Source organism: Pseudomonas sp. BP01, from assembly GCF_022760795.1.
Lineage (GTDB): Bacteria > Pseudomonadota > Gammaproteobacteria > Pseudomonadales > Pseudomonadaceae > Aquipseudomonas > Aquipseudomonas putida_Q.
The window spans coordinates 1-22454 of sequence record NZ_JAFBKA010000005.1 but is presented as its reverse complement, the minus strand read 5'-3'; the positions used below and the strand labels follow the sequence as shown (position 1 = coordinate 22454).

At 51.2% G+C, this 22454-nt stretch carries 15 protein-coding genes and 2 pseudogenes; 12 read left to right on the top strand and 5 right to left on the bottom strand.

The annotated features are described in order from the left end of the window. Positions 1-35 precede the first annotated feature (35 nt). A pseudogene (gene mdoH, locus JOY50_RS06305) lies at positions 36-2399 on the bottom strand (glucans biosynthesis glucosyltransferase MdoH); the annotation flags it as partial. Positions 2400-2738: 339 nt separating this feature from the next. Here mdoH and JOY50_RS06300 point away from each other — a divergent pair. The 7 genes and pseudogenes from JOY50_RS06300 to JOY50_RS06275 all read left to right on the top strand — a co-directional run bounded on the left by JOY50_RS06300 (position 2739) and on the right by JOY50_RS06275 (position 10026). Next, the gene (locus tag JOY50_RS06300) at positions 2739-3641 is read left to right on the top strand and encodes a dihydrodipicolinate synthase family protein (protein WP_243054937.1); all 903 of its coding nucleotides are present in this window, start codon (positions 2739-2741) and stop codon (positions 3639-3641) included. 173 nt (positions 3642-3814) lie between these two features. Next, a pseudogene (locus tag JOY50_RS29205) lies at positions 3815-5077 on the top strand (hypothetical protein); the annotation flags it as partial. Between the two features lie 63 nt (positions 5078-5140). Next, positions 5141-5935 (top strand): methyl-accepting chemotaxis protein, encoded by a 795-nt coding sequence (locus JOY50_RS29200; RefSeq protein WP_405045970.1) that lies wholly within the window; start codon positions 5141-5143, stop codon positions 5933-5935. Positions 5936-6058: 123 nt separating this feature from the next. Next, on the top strand, positions 6059-7195 hold the full coding sequence (locus JOY50_RS06290; protein WP_243054935.1) for a PotD/PotF family extracellular solute-binding protein: 1137 nt from the start codon (positions 6059-6061) through the stop codon (positions 7193-7195). A 68-nt stretch (positions 7196-7263) separates the two neighbouring features. Next, the gene (locus JOY50_RS06285) at positions 7264-8145 is read left to right on the top strand and encodes an ABC transporter permease (RefSeq protein ID WP_243054934.1); all 882 of its coding nucleotides are present in this window, start codon (positions 7264-7266) and stop codon (positions 8143-8145) included. Next, the gene (locus tag JOY50_RS06280; protein ID WP_243054933.1) at positions 8145-8939 is read left to right on the top strand and encodes an ABC transporter permease; all 795 of its coding nucleotides are present in this window, start codon (positions 8145-8147) and stop codon (positions 8937-8939) included. The genes JOY50_RS06285 and JOY50_RS06280 overlap by 1 nt, the downstream gene beginning before the upstream one ends. A 1-nt stretch (position 8940) precedes the next feature. Then, a complete protein-coding gene (locus JOY50_RS06275; protein WP_243054932.1) occupies positions 8941-10026 on the top strand; it encodes an ABC transporter ATP-binding protein in 1086 nt (361 codons plus the stop codon). 62 nt (positions 10027-10088) lie between these two features. Here JOY50_RS06275 and JOY50_RS06270 read toward each other — a convergent pair whose 3' ends face one another. After that, positions 10089-11114, bottom strand: a complete 1026-nt coding sequence (locus tag JOY50_RS06270) for an Ldh family oxidoreductase (protein ID WP_310737951.1) — start codon at positions 11112-11114, stop codon at positions 10089-10091. Between the two features lie 255 nt (positions 11115-11369). On the opposite strand from JOY50_RS06270, the gene JOY50_RS06265 reads away from it, so the two are divergent. Beyond that, on the top strand, positions 11370-12074 hold the full coding sequence (locus JOY50_RS06265) for a GntR family transcriptional regulator (protein WP_243054931.1): 705 nt from the start codon (positions 11370-11372) through the stop codon (positions 12072-12074). A gap of 542 nt (positions 12075-12616) precedes the next feature. Further along, positions 12617-13759 carry an MFS transporter gene (locus JOY50_RS06260; RefSeq protein WP_243054930.1) on the top strand — a complete coding sequence of 381 codons (1143 nt, stop codon included), beginning with the start codon at positions 12617-12619 and terminating at the stop codon, positions 13757-13759. On the opposite strand, the gene JOY50_RS06255 is transcribed toward JOY50_RS06260, so the two are convergent. Further along, positions 13756-14784, bottom strand: a complete 1029-nt coding sequence (locus tag JOY50_RS06255) for a LacI family DNA-binding transcriptional regulator (RefSeq protein WP_243054929.1) — start codon at positions 14782-14784, stop codon at positions 13756-13758. The genes JOY50_RS06260 and JOY50_RS06255 overlap by 4 nt on opposite strands. 325 nt (positions 14785-15109) lie before the next feature. On the opposite strand from JOY50_RS06255, the gene JOY50_RS06250 reads away from it, so the two are divergent. The 3 genes from JOY50_RS06250 (at position 15110) to JOY50_RS06240 (ending at position 19124) form a co-directional block, all read left to right on the top strand. After that, positions 15110-16597 carry an aldehyde dehydrogenase family protein gene (locus JOY50_RS06250; protein ID WP_243054928.1) on the top strand — a complete coding sequence of 496 codons (1488 nt, stop codon included), beginning with the start codon at positions 15110-15112 and terminating at the stop codon, positions 16595-16597. 93 nt (positions 16598-16690) lie between these two features. Beyond that, positions 16691-18343 carry a choline dehydrogenase gene (locus JOY50_RS06245; protein ID WP_243054927.1) on the top strand — a complete coding sequence of 551 codons (1653 nt, stop codon included), beginning with the start codon at positions 16691-16693 and terminating at the stop codon, positions 18341-18343. Positions 18344-18431: 88 nt separating this feature from the next. Next, positions 18432-19124, top strand: a complete 693-nt coding sequence (locus tag JOY50_RS06240) for a GntR family transcriptional regulator (RefSeq protein WP_243054926.1) — start codon at positions 18432-18434, stop codon at positions 19122-19124. 1000 nt (positions 19125-20124) lie between these two features. Here the strand turns inward: JOY50_RS06240 and JOY50_RS06235 are convergent. Beyond that, positions 20125-21489 (bottom strand): cytosine permease, encoded by a 1365-nt coding sequence (locus JOY50_RS06235; protein ID WP_243054925.1) that lies wholly within the window; start codon positions 21487-21489, stop codon positions 20125-20127. Between the two features lie 529 nt (positions 21490-22018). Next, positions 22019-22366: a heme-binding protein gene (locus JOY50_RS06230; RefSeq protein ID WP_243054989.1), complete on the bottom strand. Its 348-nt coding sequence runs from the start codon at positions 22364-22366 to the stop codon at positions 22019-22021. Positions 22367-22454 lie beyond the last annotated feature (88 nt).

The window sequence follows — 22454 nt, the reverse complement described above, 5'->3', positions numbered from 1 at the left end:
CATTCCTCGGTTTTGGTGCCAGCTTCTGGCTTGTGCCAGTCGGAGCCGGGTCTGGTGCGAAGCTCTTCACTCAGCATGGTCAGCTGAACCGGATCACTTAGAACGGCTAGCTTCAGCGAGGCCGATGTACCGGCCCTCCCTTGCGCGAGAACTTGGCTGACGTTCCGCTGACGGTTGAGCGTTATCAGTGGTGTAGCAAGGTGACGAGCTGGGGCCATTGCTGAGCTGAAGTAGCTTTGCGTTGCATTGGTGATTGCTTGGGCAAAACCATCAAACGGGGGAGTTTCACGATTTTTCTTGGTGTAGGTGATCGTAGCTTCCAAGGCCGTCGGGACATCGTCTTCTTCTGGGATGAGGAAGTAGCGATTGGCCTTAAACTTGAGACCCAGCCTTGATCTACTGGTAACTACAGAGACGGCTGTAGACGTGAGCATGGCTACGATGATCGGCGACATCCACCACAGGAAGCTTGGATCGAGCCATACAATCAAAGCTGCCCAGCAAAGGCCCAGCAGGGTTTGCGATCCGTGATGACGGAATGCTTCGCTCCAGGGCGTGGCATCATCGTCACGTTGAGGAGACTTCCAGTGAAACTCCCAGCCAAGAAACGCCGCCAAGACGAACTTGGTGTGGTAGATCATGCGTACAGGTGCCAGCAGGGCGGAAAAGACCATCTCAACCATGGTAGAGGCAATGACCTTTAGGGCGCCACCGTAGGGTTTGCAGCCTTTGATCAGCACCAGAATTACACTCAGTACCTTTGGCAAAAACAGCATAGTCATCGTGGCTGTGAACAGCGCGATTGCATGTTCAGGATTCCATTGCGGCCACACCGGGTGGAGCTGGCGGGGGCTCAAGAAATACTGAGGTTCCATTAGCGTGTGAACTGCCAACAAGGTCGTGGACAGAAGCAAGAAGAAAAACCACAACGGGGCCGATAGGTACGACATCACCCCTGTGAGGAAAACGGCACGATGGACAGGGTGCATGCCTTTCGCCAAGAACAGGCGGAAATTCATAAGGTTGCCCTGGCACCATCTGCGGTCGCGCTTCAGTTCATCAATGAGATTGGGAGGAAGCTCCTCATAGCTACCAGGTAGGTCGTATGCGATCCACACGCCCCATCCAGCCCGGCGCATCAGCGCTGCCTCTACGAAGTCATGGGACAGAATTGCTCCAGCGAATGAACCCGTTCCTGGTAGCGGTGCAAGCGCGCAATGTTCCATGAATGGTTTCAGACGAATGATCGCGTTATGGCCCCAGTAATGAGACTCACCTAGTTGCCAATAATGGAGGCCAGCAGTGAACAATGGGCCGTACATGCGGGTAGCAAATTGCTGCATCCGCGCATAGAAGGTGTCCATCCCGAACGCTTTAGGGGAGGTCTGGATGATGCCGGCATCTGGATTCGACTCCATCAGACGAACCATTCCTTCAAGGCCTTCACCAGTCATTACGCTGTCAGCGTCGAAAACGATCATGTAGCGGTAGTTTCCGCCCCAACGACGGCAAAAATCGTCAATGTTTCCACTTTTTCGCTTCACACGTCGGCGCCGGCGGCGGTAGAAGATGCGTCCGAAGCCAGCTGTGTCTTCGCAGAGCTGTCGCCATGCGTTTTGCTCTGCGACTGCAATGTCAGGGTCATTGGTATCACTGAGTATGTACATGTCGAATAGATGGAACTCACTTCGCTCCCTCAGCGATTCAAAGGTCGCACGTAACCCAGCAAATACCCTGGTGGTGTCTTCATTGCAGATCGGCATCACGATTGCCGTGCGCGCGGCGGTATCAACCGGCCCGGTCGACAGGTTTTTCCCTGAAATTTGATAGCGATCTCGGCAAACAAGTAGCTCCCAAAAGCCCATCACTGCTGTCCAGAAGCCAGCTGAAACCCAGCAGAACAGGATCGCGAAGAGAACCAGAATTCCCGCCTGGAGGATGTAAGGCCCTGCTTTTTGAAGGGTGAGTACAAATCCATCGACCCAGATCTGGGAGGGGTCGAACATCTCCCATCCCTGATACGGCATGATCTTGGACATGTAACGTGTTGCCACGACTGTCTGGATGATAAGCACTGTTAGCAAAAGCAATCGGCGGGCTGTTCCGATAGCGCGCCATTTACTTTCCACCACATCCACATGCCTTCTAGGGGCCTCGTCAAGGCCACGCAGTCGGAGGTAAATCCGCTTAAGCGGATTCGTGATCCATGGCTCCGGGATCATTGGCGTTCTGCAGACCGGAGGGGCAACCTCTCTGACGAACACCAGCCCATGTTCATCGATACCGTAAAGCTCTTTGTCCGGCCCTGGCAGCGCATGGTCGGCGAGGGCTGTTCTTTCTTTGAGGGGCGTATTCATTGGATCCGGTGTCGTTAACGGTTGTGGGGCTACCAATTGATGGGTGGATACATTATACAGCGTGTAATCGATCGTCAATTTCGAGCGCAAAGCGACCTGATGGTTCCCTTGCAGGCATCCATAAAGGGGTCTTAAACCCCTTGTTTTGGTCATTTCTCGTCAGCGCAGATCTGAAGTACCGCACAAAAAAACCATAGCAATCAGTCGGTTGGATTGATTCGGACGAAAGGTAAAGTAATCGATTACACAAAGCTATTGCTAGGATACTGGATCCAGTATACATTTCAGTCATCGAGAGGCAGAGCCGACCGACAATCAGGTTGCTGGCAGCGGGTTCGCCGCAGTGACTACAGAATCTTCTAAAAAAATTTCGAGGTTGAAATGGCTATCAATTGGCGCGGTGTCTTCCCTGCGGTTACCACTAAGCTGCAGGCGAATGGTGAGCTTGACCTGGTCGCGATCAAGGCAGGCCTTGAGCGCCTGATCGAGGGCGGTGTCAGCGGCGTAGTGATGATGGGTATGGTCGGCGAGAATGCTTCCCTGACCCCGGAAGAGAAGGTTAAAGTCCTGCAGGTTGCCGTAGAAACCGTTGCTGGCCGCATCCCGGTAATTTCGGGTGTTGCTGAAACCAACACCAAGAGCGCAATTGCGTTTGCTCAGAAAGCTCAAGCGATCGGTGTTCAGGGTTTGATGGTTTTCCCAGCCCTGACCTATCGTTCCGATGACCGCGAAACCATTGAGTTCTACCGCGCTGTTGCACGCAGTGTCGATATCGAAATCCTGCTGTACAACAACCCTCGTGGTTACGGTGTAGACCTGACCCCAGACGTTCTGGACGTCCTGAAAACCGAACAGAACATCACCGCCATCAAAGAAGAAACCTACGACACTACTCGCGTCACGGATCTCTTCATCCGCTTCGGTGATCGTTACAACGTTGTCTGTGGTGTGGACAACCTGATCCTGGAAAGCGTCGCCCTGGGTGCTGTGGCCTGGGTTTCGGGTATGGCAAACGCCCTGCCACGAGAGTCGGTGGATCTGCTGAATCTGGCAGTGAATGGGGAGTGGGAGAAGGCACGCCAGCTCTACCGCATCCTGACTCCTCTGTACCACCTGGACGTACACGTAAAGCTGGTTCAGTACATCAAGCTGTCGGAAAGCATCACCGCTGGTTACTCCGAGGAGCTGAAGGCTCCTCGCCTGAAGCTGGAAGGTGCTGAGCGCGAGCGCGTCATTCAGATCACCAACGATACCGTTGAAAATCTGAAGAAGTTCTACAAGTAACAGCTCTAAGCTGCCATGTGGCGGGGTCTTTCCCGTCACATGATTCAAAATAATAAAAAGTGAGACATAGTCTCTGAAGCTCAAGCCTCTCACTTTGGATGTCTGCCGTTCTATGCTTGCTACAGGCATGAAGCGTTGTGGCAGGGTGCTTGTTTTTTCAAGAGGCACAGACAATGTCTATCCAAAACCTATCCGTTAAGTGGCGTATCATTCTCTTTACGGGATTGTCGTTGCTTCTAGTTACCGGCTCTCTCCTGGTTTTCTCTCAAAGCCGTACTGAAGCGGTTTCGGCGCTTATAGCCAATTCGGTTGATCAAGCCATGGCTCATGCCGCGAGAGGAAATATTCAACAGGTAGCAGCTTCTGAGGCTGCATCGGTCGCGTCTCACTTCGAGAAGGCTTATCAGGTTGCGAACCAGCTTTCTCTTCAGACCTCCCACTTCCTGAATTTCTCCAAAACGTCAGCACTTCCTCCGGCTTTGATTGCTCCAACCTTAGCAGGCCTCATTGAGAAAACTGTGTCCGCAAATGACGGCGTGCTGGGTGTCGTTGTAGCCTTAAATTCAGCTTCCGCCCCTGCCATTTTGAATGCTGGGCGGGGAGTCAACGAAAGTGGTAGATTTTCCTGGTATGCCTCTAGAAATGCTTCGGCGAAAGTCGTTGGAAAGCCGATACCTGAATCCGAATTAAATGATACTGCTTTAGGTGTCAGTGGTGATGCGGGTAATTACTGGTTTACTTGTCCTGCTAATACAAAAGCCGTGTGCGTGGTCAGTCCCTATCGATATCCGATAGATGGGCAAGAAACGCTCATGACAAGTGTTGCTATACCTATACTGGAAGCTGGAGTTGTCATAGGTGTGGTCAGTGTTGATATCTCACTAGAAAGTCTTCAGGGTGAGACTGTCAAGGCCAGTCAGAAGGTCTTTAATGGCAGCGGGAGCCTTGCAGTAATTAGTCCTCGGTCGGTAGTGGTCGGGAAATCCGATGAGATGTCTGCTGTAGGGAATTCTTTCACCGGAGAAGGTGAGGGCGTAGTCAAAAGCAGAAGTAGTGACGATAAACCAAATTTCTTTGAAAGCTCTCGTGCACTAGGTGTCCTGATTCCGTTTGCACCGATTCAGGGGGCGGAGCTTTGGTCGGTTGTTGTAAGTGTCCCTAAGGCAGTAATAAATGAAACTGCTGATGTTCTTAGGGGAGAGATATCTGACAAGAATAGCGAAAGTATTCTCTACTTCTGGATCATCGGGGCAGTAGCAATTGCTATAGGCCTCGTTGTTGTCTATTTCTCTGCTAGGCAAATATCCAGGCAGACAATGAAAGTTGTGGAGCTATTAAAAGAGTTTGCTTCGGCTGACGGTGATCTCACTCGTAGATTGACATATGAGAATAAAAGCGAACTTGGCCAGTTGTCGCATTGGTTCAATCATTTCATCGACAAAATCCATCCCGTAATTTCAAAGATCAATAGCGGTGCGGAAGAAGCGCACGCCGCAGCTATGCGGTCAGCCCTGGTCGCAAGCCAGACTAGGGATGGAATGGATCATCAATTTAGGGAGGTCGAGCAGGTTGCTACTGCCGCTCAGGAGATGAGTGCGACCTCTCAGGATGTGGCGCGAAATGCATTGAGTGCTGCGCAGGCCGCTAAACAGGCAGATGCATCCACCCAGGTAGGCTTCGAGATCGTGCACTCGGCCAGTCGCGCTATCAGCGAATTGGCCATACAGGTTGAAAGTGCCATGAGTGAGGTTGAAGAGCTTTCTAAAAACAACGACAAGATTGGCGTAGTCTTAGAGGTTATTCGGAATGTTGCTGAGCAGACTAACCTTCTTGCATTGAATGCTGCAATAGAAGCGGCCCGGGCAGGGGAGATGGGGAGAGGCTTCGCCGTAGTTGCTGATGAAGTGCGTAATCTTGCGAGACGTACTCAAGATTCGGTAGTACAGATTAATGACGTCATTGAGCAAGTTCAACATGGTACGCAATCTGTCGTGTCAAGCATGTCTGTGAGTTGCCAGCAGGCTGGAGAGGGCGTGGCTCACGTCAAGAATGCTGCTCAGGCTCTTGATCAAATTCAAAACGAGATAACTGTTATTTCTGATATGAGTGCGCAAATTGCAAGCGCCGCAGAACAGCAAAGTCAAGTGTCTGAAAGTATCAGTAGGGCAGTAGCGTCCATCAGAGACGTTACGGAAGATTTGTCCAGGCAGGCTCGTGAATCAGAGGCGATTAATGATGAGTTGTCGCGTATGGCCAAAAATCAAACAGAGTTAGTAGCGTCTTTTCGGGTGTGAGGTGAAAATAAAGCGACTGACTGTAGTTGGTTGAATAAAGGGTGTGTAGGCGCTGAAGTGGAGGGTGCCTACAGTAGTACAGTTTCTATTTGATTGCTGCCAATAACCCAAAAGGTGAATACAATGAATAATCTAGGCGCATTGAAAATGTATGAAACGAAAGCTCGTAACTTGTCTACAGCTCTGGGGTTGGCTTGCGCCGCGCTGGTGTTCTCCTTTTCTGGCGCTGCCTCAGCGAAGGTCGGCGGCGAACTTCAGGTCATGGCATGGGAGGGTTATGACCTTACTTCGCAGCTGCAGCAATGGCGAAAAGAGAACGGCGTCAAGCTTCAGTCAGCTTCAATCGCAGCTCAAGATGATGTTCACACTAAATTCTTGGCTCCAAACCCTCCGCCTATTGATCTTGCTGAGTACAATCAGGCCTATAGCGACCTTTATGTGAAGCAGCTGAAAATCGTCAAGGAGATTGACGTATCCAAGGTTCCCAATTACAGCGCTGATAATCTTTTTAGTGTCTTCTATGATAAACCCACTTGGACAAAGGAAGGCAAGCAGTGGGGTATTCCCTATATCTGGGGAATGTCGACCATTCTCTACAATCCGCAAAAGGTCTCCAGTGCGCCTACTTCGTACACTGATCTGCTGAAACCAGAGTACAAGGGCAAAATTGCCATTATGGACGATGCAACGGGGTCGTGGCCCGTCGCTGCGCGGGTTTCCGGCTTCGGTGATAAATATCCACTCCTTACAAAAGATGAGTTGAAAGCAACCTTCAAAGAGTTTTCCAAGTACCGAGCTCAAGCTCGTCTGATTGCCCTGAACCAAGGGGATTTGGCGAATTTCATGGCGTCGGGTGAGATCATTGCGGCTCTATGCGCTGATCCGGCGATTATCAATCAAGTTGAGGCCCAAGGCACTATTTTGGAAACGGCCAGCCCAAAAGAAGGGGTGGTTTTGTGGGTTGATGCATGGTTCATGCCTGTATCTGCTGATAACGTTGAAACCGCAGAGGCATATATCAACCAAGCGCTGGATCCTAAAATTCAAGCTGAAGTGGCTATGTCCCTTGCTCAAGCGCCTGTATCCAAAAAAGCATTGGATTACATGGATGAAAAAAGCAAGAAACGCTATGACTTTGCGAATATCGAAAAGGTGTTCTCCGCTGGCCTGCCGGGCATACCACCAGTAGATGATGATGGTCAGCATGCGACCTATGCGGATTGGGTTGCAGCTTGGCAGGAGTTCAAGGCCGGCATGTAAGACCTGCACCAGGTCAGCAGCATGTGCCTGTTGACCTGGGTTCATTGGTTTGGGTAGAGGTATACATCGTGCAACTGTCATCATTCAGGTTAGGTGCTCTGCTTGCTTCACCTGCAGTCGCGTACCTCCTGCTGTTTTTTGTAGTGCCAGGGCTTTTCCTCTTTGCTTACAGCTTTTGGACGGCGGCGGCATTCAGGATCACGCCTGATTTCGACCTGGGGAATTACATCAACTCTTTGAGCTCTCCGTTATTCTGGAGGGTCACAACGAACGCGATATTGATCGGTTTGTTTACGGCTACGGTGACAGTGATTTTGTCGATACCGGTTGCCTACTATCTGGTATATGTCAAAAAATCAAAGTTCGTGCTGTATTTGATTTTACTTACATGGTTCTCGAGCTATTTGGTGCGCATCTATGCTTGGCGTACCCTTTTGGGCACTAACGGTTTGCTGAACACGCTTCTGCTACAAGTCGGTCTGATTGACCAGCCGATTGATGCACTCTTGTTCAGCCCATTCGCGGTAACGCTCACGCTGATTCATATTTATCTTCCCTTTTCCATTCTCTTAGTCGTGTCCGCCTTCAGTGATATCAAAGGTGATCTGCTAGTGGCGTCGAGAGATCTTGGAACATCTGCGGTCGGTGCTTTCTTCAAAGTGGTGGCTCCAAATGCTTCAAGCGGGTTGCTAGGGGCATTTATGCTCACCTTCATTTTGGTTGCTGGCGATTACGTGACGCCTCAAATGCTTGGGGGCTCCTCGGGGCAAACAACTGGTTTGCTGATTGCTGATCACTTCCGTAAGACAGGGAACTGGCCGCTCGGAGCGGCTCAAGCGTTCCTCATGTTTATCGTAAGCCTGGTGATTTACCTCTGTGTTAGTAAGATCGGCCAGTGGGCGGGTGTAATCGTAAAACGTAAATCGCCTACGACTAGGAGAACTGTATAATGCTCCTCAAATCAGCGGTATACGCAATTCTTGCGTTTCTTTTGGCGCCGATACTGATTATTGTATTATTCAGCTTCAATGGCTCCCAATCTCTGTCATTCCCTATCTCAAGCTTGAGCTTAAGATGGTACGAGCAGGTTTTTCAGGATCCACAACTTGGTGCCGCGCTGCTGAGTAGTCTGAATATTGCTTTCTGGACTGCCCTGATAACTCTGGTTCTCGGTACAGCAGCCTCCCTCGCTTGGTTACGGATTACAAGGCGTGAGCAAGCGATGTTTGAGGCGCTTAGCATCACACCTATCGCATTGCCTGGGCTGTTCATAGGCGTGGCACTGTTGGTTGTGTTCTCACAGGCAGGTGTAGCGCTGGGAACAATTACCATAATTCTTTCGCATGTATTGTTGACGTTGCCACTTTTGATCGTATCGATGAAAGCTAGGCTGGCATTGTTTGACACCTCTTTGGAAGAAGCATCTAGAGACCTAGGCGCCTCGATTTCCTACACGTTTGCGAAAGTCACGTTGCCTCTTATTGCGCCCACACTTTTCGCATGTGCAATCCTTTCATTTGCTGTGTCATTCGATGAGTTTGTTGTTACTTCCTTCGTCTCTGGCACAGAAACTACATTGCCGATGTACATCTGGTCGATGATGCGTCGAACAGTTACGCCGTTGATCAACGCCATTTCCACGCTCGCACTACTGTTCTCTATTGCGATACTGGTCATTGCCTGGGTAGTTGGGCATCTAAAACGATCTTCCGCATTGGCTAATCGGTCTTCAAGTGAGGTCTGAAATGAGCAATAAAAACATTATCGAAATTGTTGATGCTCAAAAACACTTTGGGCCTTTTCAAGCGCTTTTTGACATCAATCTTTCTATACGCGAGGGTGAAATCGTTACGCTATTAGGCCCATCCGGATGTGGCAAAACTACCTTGATGCGCCTTATTGCGGGGTTCGAGGGTGTATCGAGTGGTGCAATCCGTATCGATGGCGTTGACATGTCGGGCGTAGCACCGGAAAAGCGTCCAGTAAACATGGTATTCCAGCGGTACGCGTTGTTCCCTCACCTTGACGTATTTGACAACGTTGCTTTTGGGCTCCGGGTGAAGGGGCTTGCCAAGGCGGAGGTTAAGGATCGTGTTAATCGCATGCTGGAGATCGTGCAACTGGATCATTTATCCAGCCGCTATATTGATGAATTGAGTGGGGGGCAATGCCAGCGTGTGGCTCTGGCACGAGCCTTGGTCAACGGCCCTAAGGTGCTCCTGCTGGATGAGCCCTTGGCTGCGCTGGACTTGAAAATCCGGCAGCACATGCTTGCTGAAATGAAGCGTATCCACACAGAAACAGGGGCAACCTTCGTGTATGTTACCCATGATCAGGACGAAGCCATGATCCTCTCTGATCGAGTAGTCCTCATGGAAAAAGGCAGGATTGTTCAGATTGATCGGCCAGAAGACCTGTACTCGAAGCCCAGATCGCTTTTCGCTGCAAAATTTCTTGGAGAGACCAATCTGTTTGAAGGTGATGTGATCGACAGTGATGGTAGAGGTGCAGTTGCGAAATCCAGGTGTGGGCATACATTCCGGAGTACAGTTCCACAACCTGTCGTGAAGTCCGACAAGGTTTTTGTATCAATTAGGCCTGAGTCCTTCACGTTTGAACCGCATTCCGGTGATGAGGCGAGCTCTCTGCAGGGCCTGGTCAAAGATATCGTATTCACTGGCAGTCGCTCGTTTTACTCCATAGGGCTGGATAACGGAGCTGATGTGCGTGTACAAGTTCAGCGTACTGGAGTAGGTCGCTTCCCCCAGCTGGGCGCCCGCACAAAGCTATTCTGGGAGCCTGAAAGCGTAGTGATGGTGCCAATGGTGTAATGATGGAACCCAAAAGGCCGCTAAACGTAGCGGCCTTTTCATGTGGGCTAGCAGTGGTGCAGTCAGTCCAGGAGTTTACGCAGGTCATCGTACAGCGCTTGAGAAATGGTCACACCATGAGCCAAGCTTCGTTTTCTTGCTTCAAAGCGCCGCTGAGAGGGCAGCCGGGCCCCTTGTGCCTCAATGGACTTAAACATCTCCTCATCGCGGGCATCGCTTGCGGCTTTGTCAGCTCCCATAAATACTTTGGGGTCGAAGGCTAGAATAAGCTCGCCATGGCATGGTGAGGCCCCTACGTTTTCATCATATTCCAATGATTGCTGGCTAGTCATATCCCCAATCAAAGCTGCAGCCATCAGCTCTACCATTGCAGACAGTGCAGAGCCTTTATGTCCTCCGAAGGTGAGCATTGCCCCCGACAATGCTGCAGTCGGATCAGTTGTAGGATTGCCTTCACTGTCGACAGCCCAGCCGAGGGGGATTTCCTTTCCTTCGCGCCTATGAAGCTCGATGTCCCCGCGCGCGATGGCACTGGTGGCAAAGTCGAAAACGTAGGGCTCGCCTTGTTTGCGCGGCCAAGCGAATGCAATTGGATTTGTGCCGAAGACAGGTTTGGTACCCCCAGCCGGCGCTACCCAGCTGTGACTGGGAGTCAGTGCTAGGGCGCAAAGTCCTGCTTCCGCAATCGCTTCAACTTCTGGCCACAGCGCCGAGAAGTGATAGCAATTATTGATTGCGAGCGCTGCTACGCCGTTTGTGCGGGCTTTCTCCAGCAAAATGGGCATCCCTGTTTCGAACGCCAGGAGCGAGAATCCGTAATTGGCATTCACATTCACAATGCCACTGGAGCGTTCGCTTACTACCGGAACGGCTGTGGCAGATACCTTCCCCTCCTTGAGCGATTTGCTGGTTACCAGGAGACGGTAAAGCCCGTGCGAGTGACATTCATCCCGCTGGCCGGCAGTGATTACCCTGGCGATGGCGTCAGCGTGTGCCTCGGAGTAACCTTGATGCAGTAGAACCTTTTGGGCGAAATTGAACACTTCTTCCAGCGTCATGTGCACCATTTGCTGCGTATTTTCGCTCATCGCGAGTCCTCTCGGATAAGGGGAAGTAGGCCAAAAGGGCCGTTGATCACCCAATTTGTATCCAATATACAGGCATCTGTCTACGGTTGTGATAAGCTAGATCAAAGGTGATTCTCAACCGCAGGTCGTGGCTCTCATGCAGCGACAGCTGGGCGAGGGTTTGTCTGGATACATTCTACAGTGTAGAATCGCGGGCTATGAATCGCTATGGGACGCTAATCGTCCATCGTCCGTTCTGGCTTTTACGAGATAGCTATGGCGCAACAAATCGCATCCAAAAGCTCGCTGAAAATTACCCGCAAGAGTCTCCCCGAGACCCTGGCCGAGTCTATTCGTGAACGGATTCTCAGTGGTGAGTTTCGTGAAGGGGAAGCACTGATCCAGGAGTCGCTTGCTGATGAATACGCAGTAAGTCGGATGCCTGTGCGAGAGGCATTGCGCCAGTTGGAGGCATCTGGCCTGGTCGAGATGAAAAATCACAAAGGTGCGGTTGTCACTTCCGTACCTCTCGATCAAATTGCAGAACTCTTCGATCTTCGAGCGACACTTGAGTGTAACCTTCTCCAGCACGCTGTTCCGCTTATGACAAGTGCTAGCATATCGAATGCACGTAGTATTCTTCTTGATTTGGAGTCCGCTTACGAACGCAAAGATGTCGCCGCTTGGGGTACGTTGAATTGGGAATTGCACAAATCCCTATACGAACCTGCTGGGCGTGTACAGACCCTTTCGATTATTCAGGGTATCAACGTCCAAACTGATCGGTACATCAGGTTGCAGTTACTCTTGAGCGAAGACTTTAGTCACGCTGATGAGGAGCATTTCCACATTATCGAGGCTTGCGCTGCTGGCAAGGTTGACGATGCGGTAACACAGCTTCGCGCACACATATTGGGTACCAAGAGTTCTCTGCTCGAGGCTATTAAGGAGTATCGAGAAAATCCAGAGATGTTGGGTTGATTGGCTCAATACTCCTTCAGCTTTGATACAAAGGCGCTGCTCTGGCAGTGCCTTTTTTTTGTCCTAGATAATTTCATCTTAATCTTCCTAGCAGAAACTTAATCGCACCGAATCTCTCTGGGAAAGAGCCAATGACTGAGCATTCCTCTTCAATTTGCTACGTGATCTATCTTGAGCCCGCACTTGGGAGAGAATCAGCTCTATTGGATTATTTGCATGAGCTGCCCGCCTTAATGGCCAGGTACGCAGAGTGTTGCTGCTGGGTTGATCGAAGAGAACCTGGGGTAGGGTGGGCTATTTCGTTGGAGTGGTGCAGTGAAGCAGCATTCAGGCGGTGGTCTCATTCGTCATCTACGGAGCCTCTGGATCATCTTTTTTCAGAGAGATTGATAGCTCGACTCGAAATCTGCTAGCTGGGCTGAGCTCCTGGGTCAGATCGGCTTGACAGGGAGAATCACTGTATCCAATATACAGTCATCGGTATCCCTATGGTGGTGCGTGCCTGTAGCGGCCAATGCCCCATCTGTGACCAGGTCAAAGTGATGCAAGCGAGCTTAGTGAGTGAAATTGGTATCGAACAAAGAAACGCAACTCGGGCTGCGTTTCTAATACCAGGCATCGGTATCTCGGCCTGGGCCCCCCTCGTCCCCTTCGTCAAAGAAAGGGCGGGCCTGAATGAGGGCCTGTTGGGTCTGCTGTTGCTGTGCATAGGTCTAGGGTCATTTGTAGCGATGCCAGTGGCGACTCGAGTCGCTAAACAAGCGGGTTGCAGATTACCGATCCTTGTCGGAGCTAGCCTCATAGCATCTGTGTTGCCGCTTCTAGGGTTTTTGAGCAATATCTATGCACTAGCCGCTATTCTTCTTCTCTTCGGGATGGGACTGGGGGCGGTCGAGGTGGTCGCAAATTTCCAGGCAGTCCAGGTTGAGCAAGCGTTTGACAGACCGATGATGTCCGGTTTTCACGGGATGTGGAGCATAGGCGGCATTGCTGGTGCTACAGCTGTAAGCATCGCATTGTGGTTGGGTCTTACAGCTGTTCAATCAGCTTTAGTCATCAGTATCGTGATCGGTGCCTTAATAGCAGTTTACGCAGGGGGGCTAATCCAGTCTCCGGCACCAGGTGTGCAAGAGCGCTCTAGCTTCCCCCGTGGGGTCGTGTTGTTGTTGGGAGGATTGAGCTTCCTGGTGTTCCTCGCGGAGGGCTCCGTTCTGGATTGGAGCGCAGTGTTTTTGCGAGAGAGTTTAAGCGTTGAGCCGGCATATGCTGGCTTGGGTTATGGCGCCTTTGCGATAGCGATGACAATCGGTCGCTTAAAAGGTGACCGGGTAGTTGAGGTCATCGGGCGGGGCCGTGCAGTTCTATACGGTGGTCTTATTGCTGGTCTCGGATTTGTTATCACTGCTTCAAGCGAATTTGCCGCGTTGGCCATTTTGGGCTTCGTTGTGATTGGCATTGGCTCCTCCAATTTGGCGCCAATCTTCGTGAGCTCAGCTGGTGCTCGCGCCCCCACAGCTCCAGGGCCTGCGATTGCAGCTGTTACAGCGATGGGGTACAGCGGTGTCGTAATCGGCCCTGCGCTCGTCGGCTTTCTGGCGCACGGGCTTACGCTAGCCTGGTCGTTTATAGTGATCGGCCTGTTGTTCGGCTTGATCGCTATGAGTGCTCGTTGGGCTGTGCGCTAGGACGCATCCTTAGCTCGTGGGGTGCTTGTTGATTCCCTAACGATCAAATGCGTCTCAAATCGACTGGGTACAATGTGCTTTCTGTGCGTAAGCGCGCTCAGCATCTCGCGGGCGGCGTGCTTGCCGAGTTCTGTTGCAGGTACAGCAATCGTGGTCAAAGGCGGGTTAAAAAGGCTGGTGTATGAGTCATCGTCGAAGCCTGCTATCGACATTTCATCAGGTACGCGTATGCCAAGCTTGATGCATTCAGAAATGATACTGAATGCAAATACATCGCTATTACATACGATTGCTGTTGTCCCTGGGCGCTCCGATCGTATTGTGCGAAGAGCTTCGGCCCCTTGGCGGGCGGCGTCCACGTACTCGCGTTCCACAATAATCGCATTTTCCATGAGATCGTTCTGCGTGAGGGTTTCCTTGAAAGCTCTGATCCGTTCTTGCTGTCGGTCATTCCCTTGGCTAGGCCCAGCAAACATTGAGATGTGGGTATGACCCATCTTGATCAGGTGCTCGACGATTTTTTTGGTGGCTTCAAAATTGTCGAAACCGATCGAGGGGATTTGTGAGTCGTCGGTATATGAATAGGATGTGACGCAAGGGAGCTTTCTGCTGATGATGTAGTCGCGCAGCTCCTGATCGAAGATTCGTCCGACCACCATCAGCCCGTCGATCCCCCGATCAATCAGCTTTTTTACAGGGCTGAACATTTTGTGATTGTCGTAGCCGGTGGTCAGCACCAGTACGTTGTAGCCGGCTGCTACCAAGACTTCCTGGAAGCTTTCAACCAGGCGGGCAAATATGGCGTAATTGAGGGAAGGGATCACTACGCCAATGGTGTGGCTGCGCTGGCGTCGTAGGGCTTGCGCTGCTGGATTGGGGCTGTAGCCCATCCGTTCAGCAATCTGGATAACCTTGTCTCTAACGTCGTCCCTCACTTTGTCCGGTAGGTTGTACGCACGGGAGACGGTTGCTACAGATACGCCAGCAGCTAGGGCGACATCCTTCACACTTACCTTTTTCATCATCGAGTATCGTTCTCGTTTCGGATGGGTTTTTCTGCCCAGGAGCCAGTCAGGGTGGTGATTGAGACAGTATTTTATGTAATTGATTACACCAAAGCAAAAAAAATCAGACCCTAGGTTTCGAAGAAAAAACTGAGCTAAAACAGTGGCTTATGGAGGCCCTGCTCTAATTTTTGTGAATCCGGTAGACGGGATATTGTATCCAATAGTCGACATCCAAAATTATTGGTCTTATGATGAGGTCGCGCTATGGATTTCTACGACCCAGCCAAGGCTAGCGAGTCGTGCTCTCCACCACATTCACTGATTTAGCTGCAGGAGTGTCTACATGCCTCGCCACTACGAGCATTGGATCAACAATGCTGACGTCAAGCCTTCGACCGGTTCTTACCTCAAGCGTTTTTCGCCGGCTCACGGTGAGTACCTCGCGGAGTTTCCAGAAGGATCCGTAGCTGATGTAGATCAGGCTGCGACAGCCGCACGGGCACGTTTTGAAGATGCTGAGACCTGGGCAAAGCTGCCTGGCTCTGTTCGCTCCAAGCTTTTGACTGACTGGGCAGCGCTGATCGAGCGTGATATTGACGTGCTCGCCGTCATGGAGGCTGAAGAAGTCGGTAAGCCTATTGAGTCGGCTCGAGGCGAGATTTCTTGGTCTCTTGAGCTGATCCGCTACGCCGCTTCACAGGCGTGGGAGTTGGGTGGTGACGCCTACAACAATGTGGGTGCTGGTAAGCTCGCCTTGATGACCCGGGAGCCACGCGGCGTTGTGGGTATGATCCTTCCCTGGAACTACCCTATGGTTACCATGATGCAGAAGCTGCCGTATGCTTTGGCTGCCGGTTGCACCACTGTTATCAAGTCTTCTGAGCTGACGTCTGGTACCACTTTCGAGGTCGCTCGCCTTGCCGCTGAAGCAGGCATCCCTGCCGGCGTCATCAACGTAGTGACTGGTCTAGGCTCAGTCGTTGGTGATGCGATGTCTCGTCATCCTGAAATCGACATGATGTCCTTTACCGGCTCCACTGCAGTCGGTCAGGTCATCTCTAAAGCGGCGGCTGAAACCAACAAGTATGTTGCTCTCGAGCTTGGTGGTAAGTCTGCCAACATCGTATTTGCAGATGCGGACATCGATGCAGCTCTGGATGGTGTGCTCCTGGGCTTTACGCTGAACCAAGGGGAAGAGTGTGTTGCTGGCAGTAGGCTGCTGGTGGAAGAGTCGATTGCCGATGAATTCGTTTCCCGGTTGGTGAAGCGTGCCAACAAGGTAAAGGTCGGGCTGCCGCTGGATGCTGAGACTCAGGTAGGCGCCCTCATTCATGAGCAGCACATGAATAAGGTCTTGGAATACATCCAAGCTGGCATTGATGCCGGCGCAGAGTTGCGCTGCGGTGGTAAGCGAGTAACTGAGAACGGCCTTGGTAGCGGGTTCTTCGTAGCACCTACTATCTTCTCCAGTGTTACTCCTGACATGAAGATCTTCCAGGAGGAGATTTTCGGCCCAGTACTCACTGTAACCACCTTCCGAGATCAGGCCGAGGCTATCAAACTGGCCAATGATACTGTCTATGGCCTCGGTAATGGCGTTTGGACCAAAGACATTGACAAGGCCATCTTGGTTTCCGAGAAGCTGCGTAGTGGGACTGTTTACGTGAACACCTATTTCGAAACTACTCCTCAAGTACCATTCGGCGGTTACAAGGCAAGTGGTATCGGTCGTGAGAATGGCCGCTCGGGCCTTCTTGAGTTCACTGAAACTAAATCTACCTTCATCAGCCTCGGTGAACGTGTCAAAGCGTTGCCAAATACTGTCGATTGACGAGTGTATTAGATGGTGCAGCGACTCTGTCGCTGTGCCAGAACTAATTTACAAATTCATGTTTATTAAGCTTGGCAGGTTGTTGGAGGCAATATGATTAAAGATATTTACGGTCGCGCCCTGCTGTCAGAGTATGATTATGTTATCGTCGGCTCTGGTTCTGCGGGGGCTGTCGTTGCCTCCCGCCTTGCCGAGGACGCGAACACTACCGTCCTCTTGGTGGAAGCAGGGCCAAAAGATAAAAGCATTTATATCCAAATGCCAGCGGCGTTTGGATTTCCTTTGATTGATGACAAGTACAACTGGTACTTGCATGCTGAACCTGATCCTCATATTAAAGGGCGTAAAGTTTACGAGGCGCGTGGCCGAGTATTAGGTGGCTCTTCTTCGATCAATGGTATGAACTGGGTGCGTGGTAATCCCTGGGATTACGACAACTGGGCTGCATTGGGCAACCAAGGGTGGAGCTATCAAGAGGTTCTTCCATACTTTAAGAAAGCAGAAACATTCGATGGGGGCTCTAACCAGTACCGTGGATCGAATGGCCCAATGAAAATTCAGACCTGCAAGGCCAAGAACGAGCTGTATGGTGCTTTTTTGGAAGCGGGTAAGCAGTACGGGCTCAAACATGTTGATGACCACAATGGTTATCAGCAAGAGGGAGTGCACATTACTCAGCGAAACGTACATGCCGGTCTGCGTTGGAACACCTCGCGTGCTTACTTGCACAGTCAGCCGAATCGGAACAACCTTCACATTGTGTGCTCAACGTTTGCAGAGCGGATTGAATTCCAACAAACTCGCGCCACTGGCATCGCGCTTTCTTCCCAAGGTACGCGCTTTGTCCAGAAAGTGAAAAAAGAGGTCGTCCTTTGCAGCGGCGCGATTCACTCGCCCCATTTGCTCATGCACTCTGGCATTGGCAATCGTGAGGATTTGGAGAAGCTGGGTATCAAGGTGGTGAAGCACCTGCCAGGTGTTGGTGAAGGACTCAAGGATCACACAGCAGCGCCTGTGCAATACCGAGCTAAAGGTAATGCTTCGAGCGCCAAAGACTTTACTACCCTGGGTCGCCTCAAGCTCGGTGCTCAATGGCTTTTCTTCAAAAAGGGCATTGGAGCTTCAAATCTGTTTGAGGTGGGCGCGTTCATCCGCACCAAGGACTCAGTTAAAATCCCTGACGTACAGTTCGAGTTCCTCCCGCTCTTGGGTGAGCTGATGCACGGCGAGGCGAAGGTTGATGATGGCTTCCAGTACTTCTTCAGTCTTATGCGTCCAACCAGCACAGGTCGAGTTTGGATCGATTCTAAAGATCCGACTGTGCCGCCCAAATTTGTATTTAACTTCTTGGCGACTCAAGAGGATAGGGATACAGCAATCGGCGCAGTGAGGGCGATTCGTAAAATCGTATCTCAGAAGGCCTGGGATCCGTATCGAGCGGAGGAGGTTACACCTGGTGCTCACCGCCAGACTGACGACGAGATCTTGGATTTCTTGAAGGAAAATGCTGGAACTAACTATCACCCGTGCTGCACTTGCCGTATGGGTAGCGACGAAATGGCTGTTGTGGATGCCCACGGTAAAGTTCACGGCGTAGAAAATGTTCGCGTAGTAGATGCTTCAATCATGCCTGCGATTGTTAGTGGCAACCTAAATGCACCAGTGATTATGATGGCAGAGAAAATTTCGGATGTTATGCGGGGGAAGACATTGCCTCCAGTTAGGGCTGATTATTATCGGCTGTGATCATGCAGACTGCGGCGCAAGATGGCGCCGCAGTTCTCACTGCTAACGCTGTTATAAAACAGCGGGCCATATTAGTGTTGATGCCATTATGCGAGTAGGAAAGCAGACCTCAAAGGTTTCTCAGATTCAGCGGCAAAGTATTCCCAGTCAGATTGCGGAGTCTCTCAGGGAGCGGATACTTTGTGGTGAGCTTAAGCAAGGCTCGACGCTTGTGCAGGAGCTTATAGCCGCTGAGTATGGTGTAAGCAGGATGCCGGTTCGCGAGGCGTTCAAGCAGCTTGAAAGTGCTGGTCTTATTCAGGCCCGGCTGCACAAGGGATCAGTAATAACTTCCCCTTCTGTCGAGCATGTGATGGAACTCTATGAGCTCCGTTTGCTGCTCGAAACTGAGCTCCTTCGCGCCTCTATTCCTCGAATGTCCAAAGCTCATATCGTTACGGCGGAATCTATCTTGCCAGAGCTTGAGAAGGCCTACGCCGATCATGACGTGAACCAGTGGGGTCGGCTTAATTGGAAGTTTCACAAAAGTTTGTACATTGCCTCAGAAAAAGTTAAGACTCTTTCAATAATTGAGTCGGTAAATCTCCAGGTGGATCGTTATGTTAGATTGCAGCTTATCTTGGATGAGAAGCTCGCTAGAGCTGCAGATGACCATCGGCGTCTTCTAAAACTCTGTAACAAGAAAGACGTGAATGCGGCGGTTGAGTGCTTGCGTGAGCACATAAATCATGCGGGTGAGAAACTCAGGCTAAGCCTAGAAGAACGCTCCTCTGATTCTTGAGTCGAGAAGGTATGGATAACTATAAGAACAAGATCTCCGGTTGGTTGAGCCGTTTGTTTGTAGAACTCGCAAAGACTGATCTAAGTAGCGGCTTTTACATATACTCCCCTGAAGAGGCAGTTCATCCTGAGTTTATAAAAAGCCTAGAGTTGCTCTCCGTTGATCCATTGCCAGATGCTAAGCCGGAAGTAAGAATGCGCTCATAAAATATTTCCAAAAATACAGCTGCTGAATTCAATTTATCCTGTCCAGAAGTGACGGGATTTTCTGTTTTATCCGAGAAAATTTGTTGTGGGCTTCACCTAGGCTCCGATCGTCGCTACCTTGGACACGTTCCTGTCCCTGATCTCCGGTAACGCGGGTGCGTTCCCCCGGAATCACTCTGGCTCGCAGCTAAGAGCCGCGATCGCCGGCGTCTCAGTGCCATTGATCGCCACCTGGTTCCAACTGAATCACGTTAGGTACTGGGGAGCATTGTGGCCTACTTAGCGACCTGTTCGGTAATCTCTATTGCCGCCGTTTCTCGAGCTGGTTCTAGGACAGTGCGTGGCCAAACCTTCCCTCAGCAGATACCGACGAGCACATGTCAGGCGTGAGCTACACTGATCTGTTTTTGATCTGCATTGCACCAAGCTAGCTCGGTGAAGCCCACAGTTGCTTTCCAGTCCCGAGGCAGTGCGTCGATCGCCCGGGTATGGGTGGTACATCCCGGGCGCTTCGCTTCCTCAGTGTTCACATGATGTGCAGACCATAAATTCAGCACGCTTCAACACGGAACAGTGGTGGCCTTGCTATGTAGACGAAGAGTGGATGGTGGATGGAACCATTTGAGGGCGTGTCAATGGTAATGATGATGGGACGTGCCAGACCTATTATCTGCTTGTAGATGGTCGCAATCTCTGCTTGCCCAACTAGGTGGCGCAACTCTCAAGCAAGTGATGTTCATGGATGGAGCTTAAAGCAAAAAAACCCGCTTTCGCGGGTTTTTGTACGCTGTGAATTACGCGTGGGCGACCTTACGGAAGGTACGACGATGGCGATTTGCGAAGAAGTAAAGCGCGCCAGGGACGAGCAGGGCAGGTACCCAGCTGATGTCAGTGCCAATCACTTCTGCGAAGTGGCTTCTGTAGAACGAGACTTCCATGAACGGGATGCAGCTCAGCACGCCCAGAATGTAGATGGCAACCGTGGTGTAATTAGTTTTGCCATACTCCCCATCAACATCGAACATAGCCCGGACATCGTAGTGACCAGAGCGGGTGAAATAGAAGTCAACCAAGTTTATGGCGCTCCATGGTACGAGGAAATAAACTTGGGCGATCAAGATATCGGCAAAGTAGGCGTTGAAGTTATATTGGGTTTTGATGGCGATTACCGTTGCCACCGCTGCCGTGGCGGCCATGACAAGGAATTTTGTGCCATTGCCCACGCTCTTCATTTTCTTGAAGCCACTGAAGATGGTGGCTGAGGACATGTAGGCGCTGTAGAGGTTGAGCACGTTGATCTCAAGAACGCCAATCACAACGATGATCAGAGCCAGCTTTGAATAGTCGCCGAACTGCTGAGCGATCACGGAGCCAGGATCGGATGCAATGTCGTTGTAGACAGTTGCCAGCAATGCGCCCAGCAGCATGACCAAGGTGGAACCAAGTACGTTTCCGATATAGGTGTACCAGAAGGTTGCGCGGGCGGAAGTGTTGGCCGGGAGGTAGCGCGAGTAGTCGGCTACATAAGGCCCGAATCCCATCGTCCAGGATGATGCCTGGGTAATTGTCATCAGGAACGCGCCCAAAGTGAAGCCAGCAGTTTTGACAGCGAACGCACCTTCAGGCAGAGGGTTTCTCAGCACAAGAATGGCAACGATCAAGAACAGCGCACCTGACAACCACGACATCCAAGCGCCCATTTTGTGAATGAGCTCATAGCCGATGTAGCTGATGACCAAGGTGGCCAGGCCGAAAATAATGATAGCCATGTCGTCATCAACCGGGAGCACTGCTTTAACAGAGTCCCGCATGACTACACCATTTGCAGCGGTGAACAGGGTATAGACCCCCACGACGATGAACAGAGGTAAGCCTGCGCCTACTACGCCAAATTGTGCCCGGCTCTGAATCATTTGTGGAACGCCCAGGTGTGGCCCCTGTGCGGAATGGGCGGCCATGAAAATGGTGCCAACGAGGTTGCCAATGATAAGGGCGACGAACGTCCAGAGAAGATTCAGTCCTGCGATCACGCCTAAGGTACCGACCACCAAGGTCGTGACCTGCATGTTGGCACTGAACCACATGGTGAAAAGGCGGCGAGGGTGACCGTAGCGCTCGCTCAGCGGGATGAACTCAATACCTCTGTTCTCGATTTCCATCTTAACCTCTGTGCTTCTTATTCGGAGCGCTTGGCATGCCAAGCACTTTTTGTGCTGGAGTGATGGGTTTAAGGCCCGTTTGTCGCTTAGCCTTGTAATCCATTACATTCTCGTCCGAGAGAAATGTTCCGTTTCTACCCTTGGTGCTACGTTACGTCACACTGGGCGCCCGTAATCTGGGCTCTAAATCGCTGCAAGGCTCAAAATCTTGGCCTGGCAGGCAATGTAATCAATTACACGCATGAAGCGTGCCATCACTGATTCGGGTCGAAGTGCTGAATTTGCTGATCAAACAGGCTGAGGGCGCACAATTCACGCCCTGTGATGGGGCAATACCCACAAATCTGCTTCATTGCAGGGCGCATGCTTGAGCGGGAGCTCATTGTGAGGAGAGAGGTTTTCGTAAACGATTTCAGGTGGAGACTATGTAAGGTGAGAATGGGGGAGGGGTAACGTGGCTGTTACTTTCTGAGCAACCAGGTAACGCGGGCGTGTCCATAGCACACCCGCGTCCGAATAGATGGATCCATCACTCAGTCATAAAGTCACCTAGCGCATGCCTAGCGATACTCCCGTCTTCGTAAGATTTCACGCCAGAAACACCTATGCCACCTAGCATGTGTCCTTCTCTCATGATGAAAACGCCGCCTTCAATACATACAATCTCACCAGCACTGAGAAGGGAGAGCTTGCCCCCATTCACCATTTCCTCAAAAGCTTTGGTGTCGCGCTTGCTAACAGCCGCTGTCCTAGCCTTGTCGACCGCAAGCTTAACGCTAAAGAGCGGGGCATTCGGTAGTCGCTTGAACGCAAGCAGAAATCCAGCTGCATCGCATATTGAATCGCCCCTGGTTTCGTAGACACCTCCAAGCCTCATAATGAGGCCCAAATAGGAGGTGCCATGAGTCGTCAGCGTTACCCTGAAGAATTCAAGATCGAAGCGGTCAAGCAAGTGACCGAGAAAG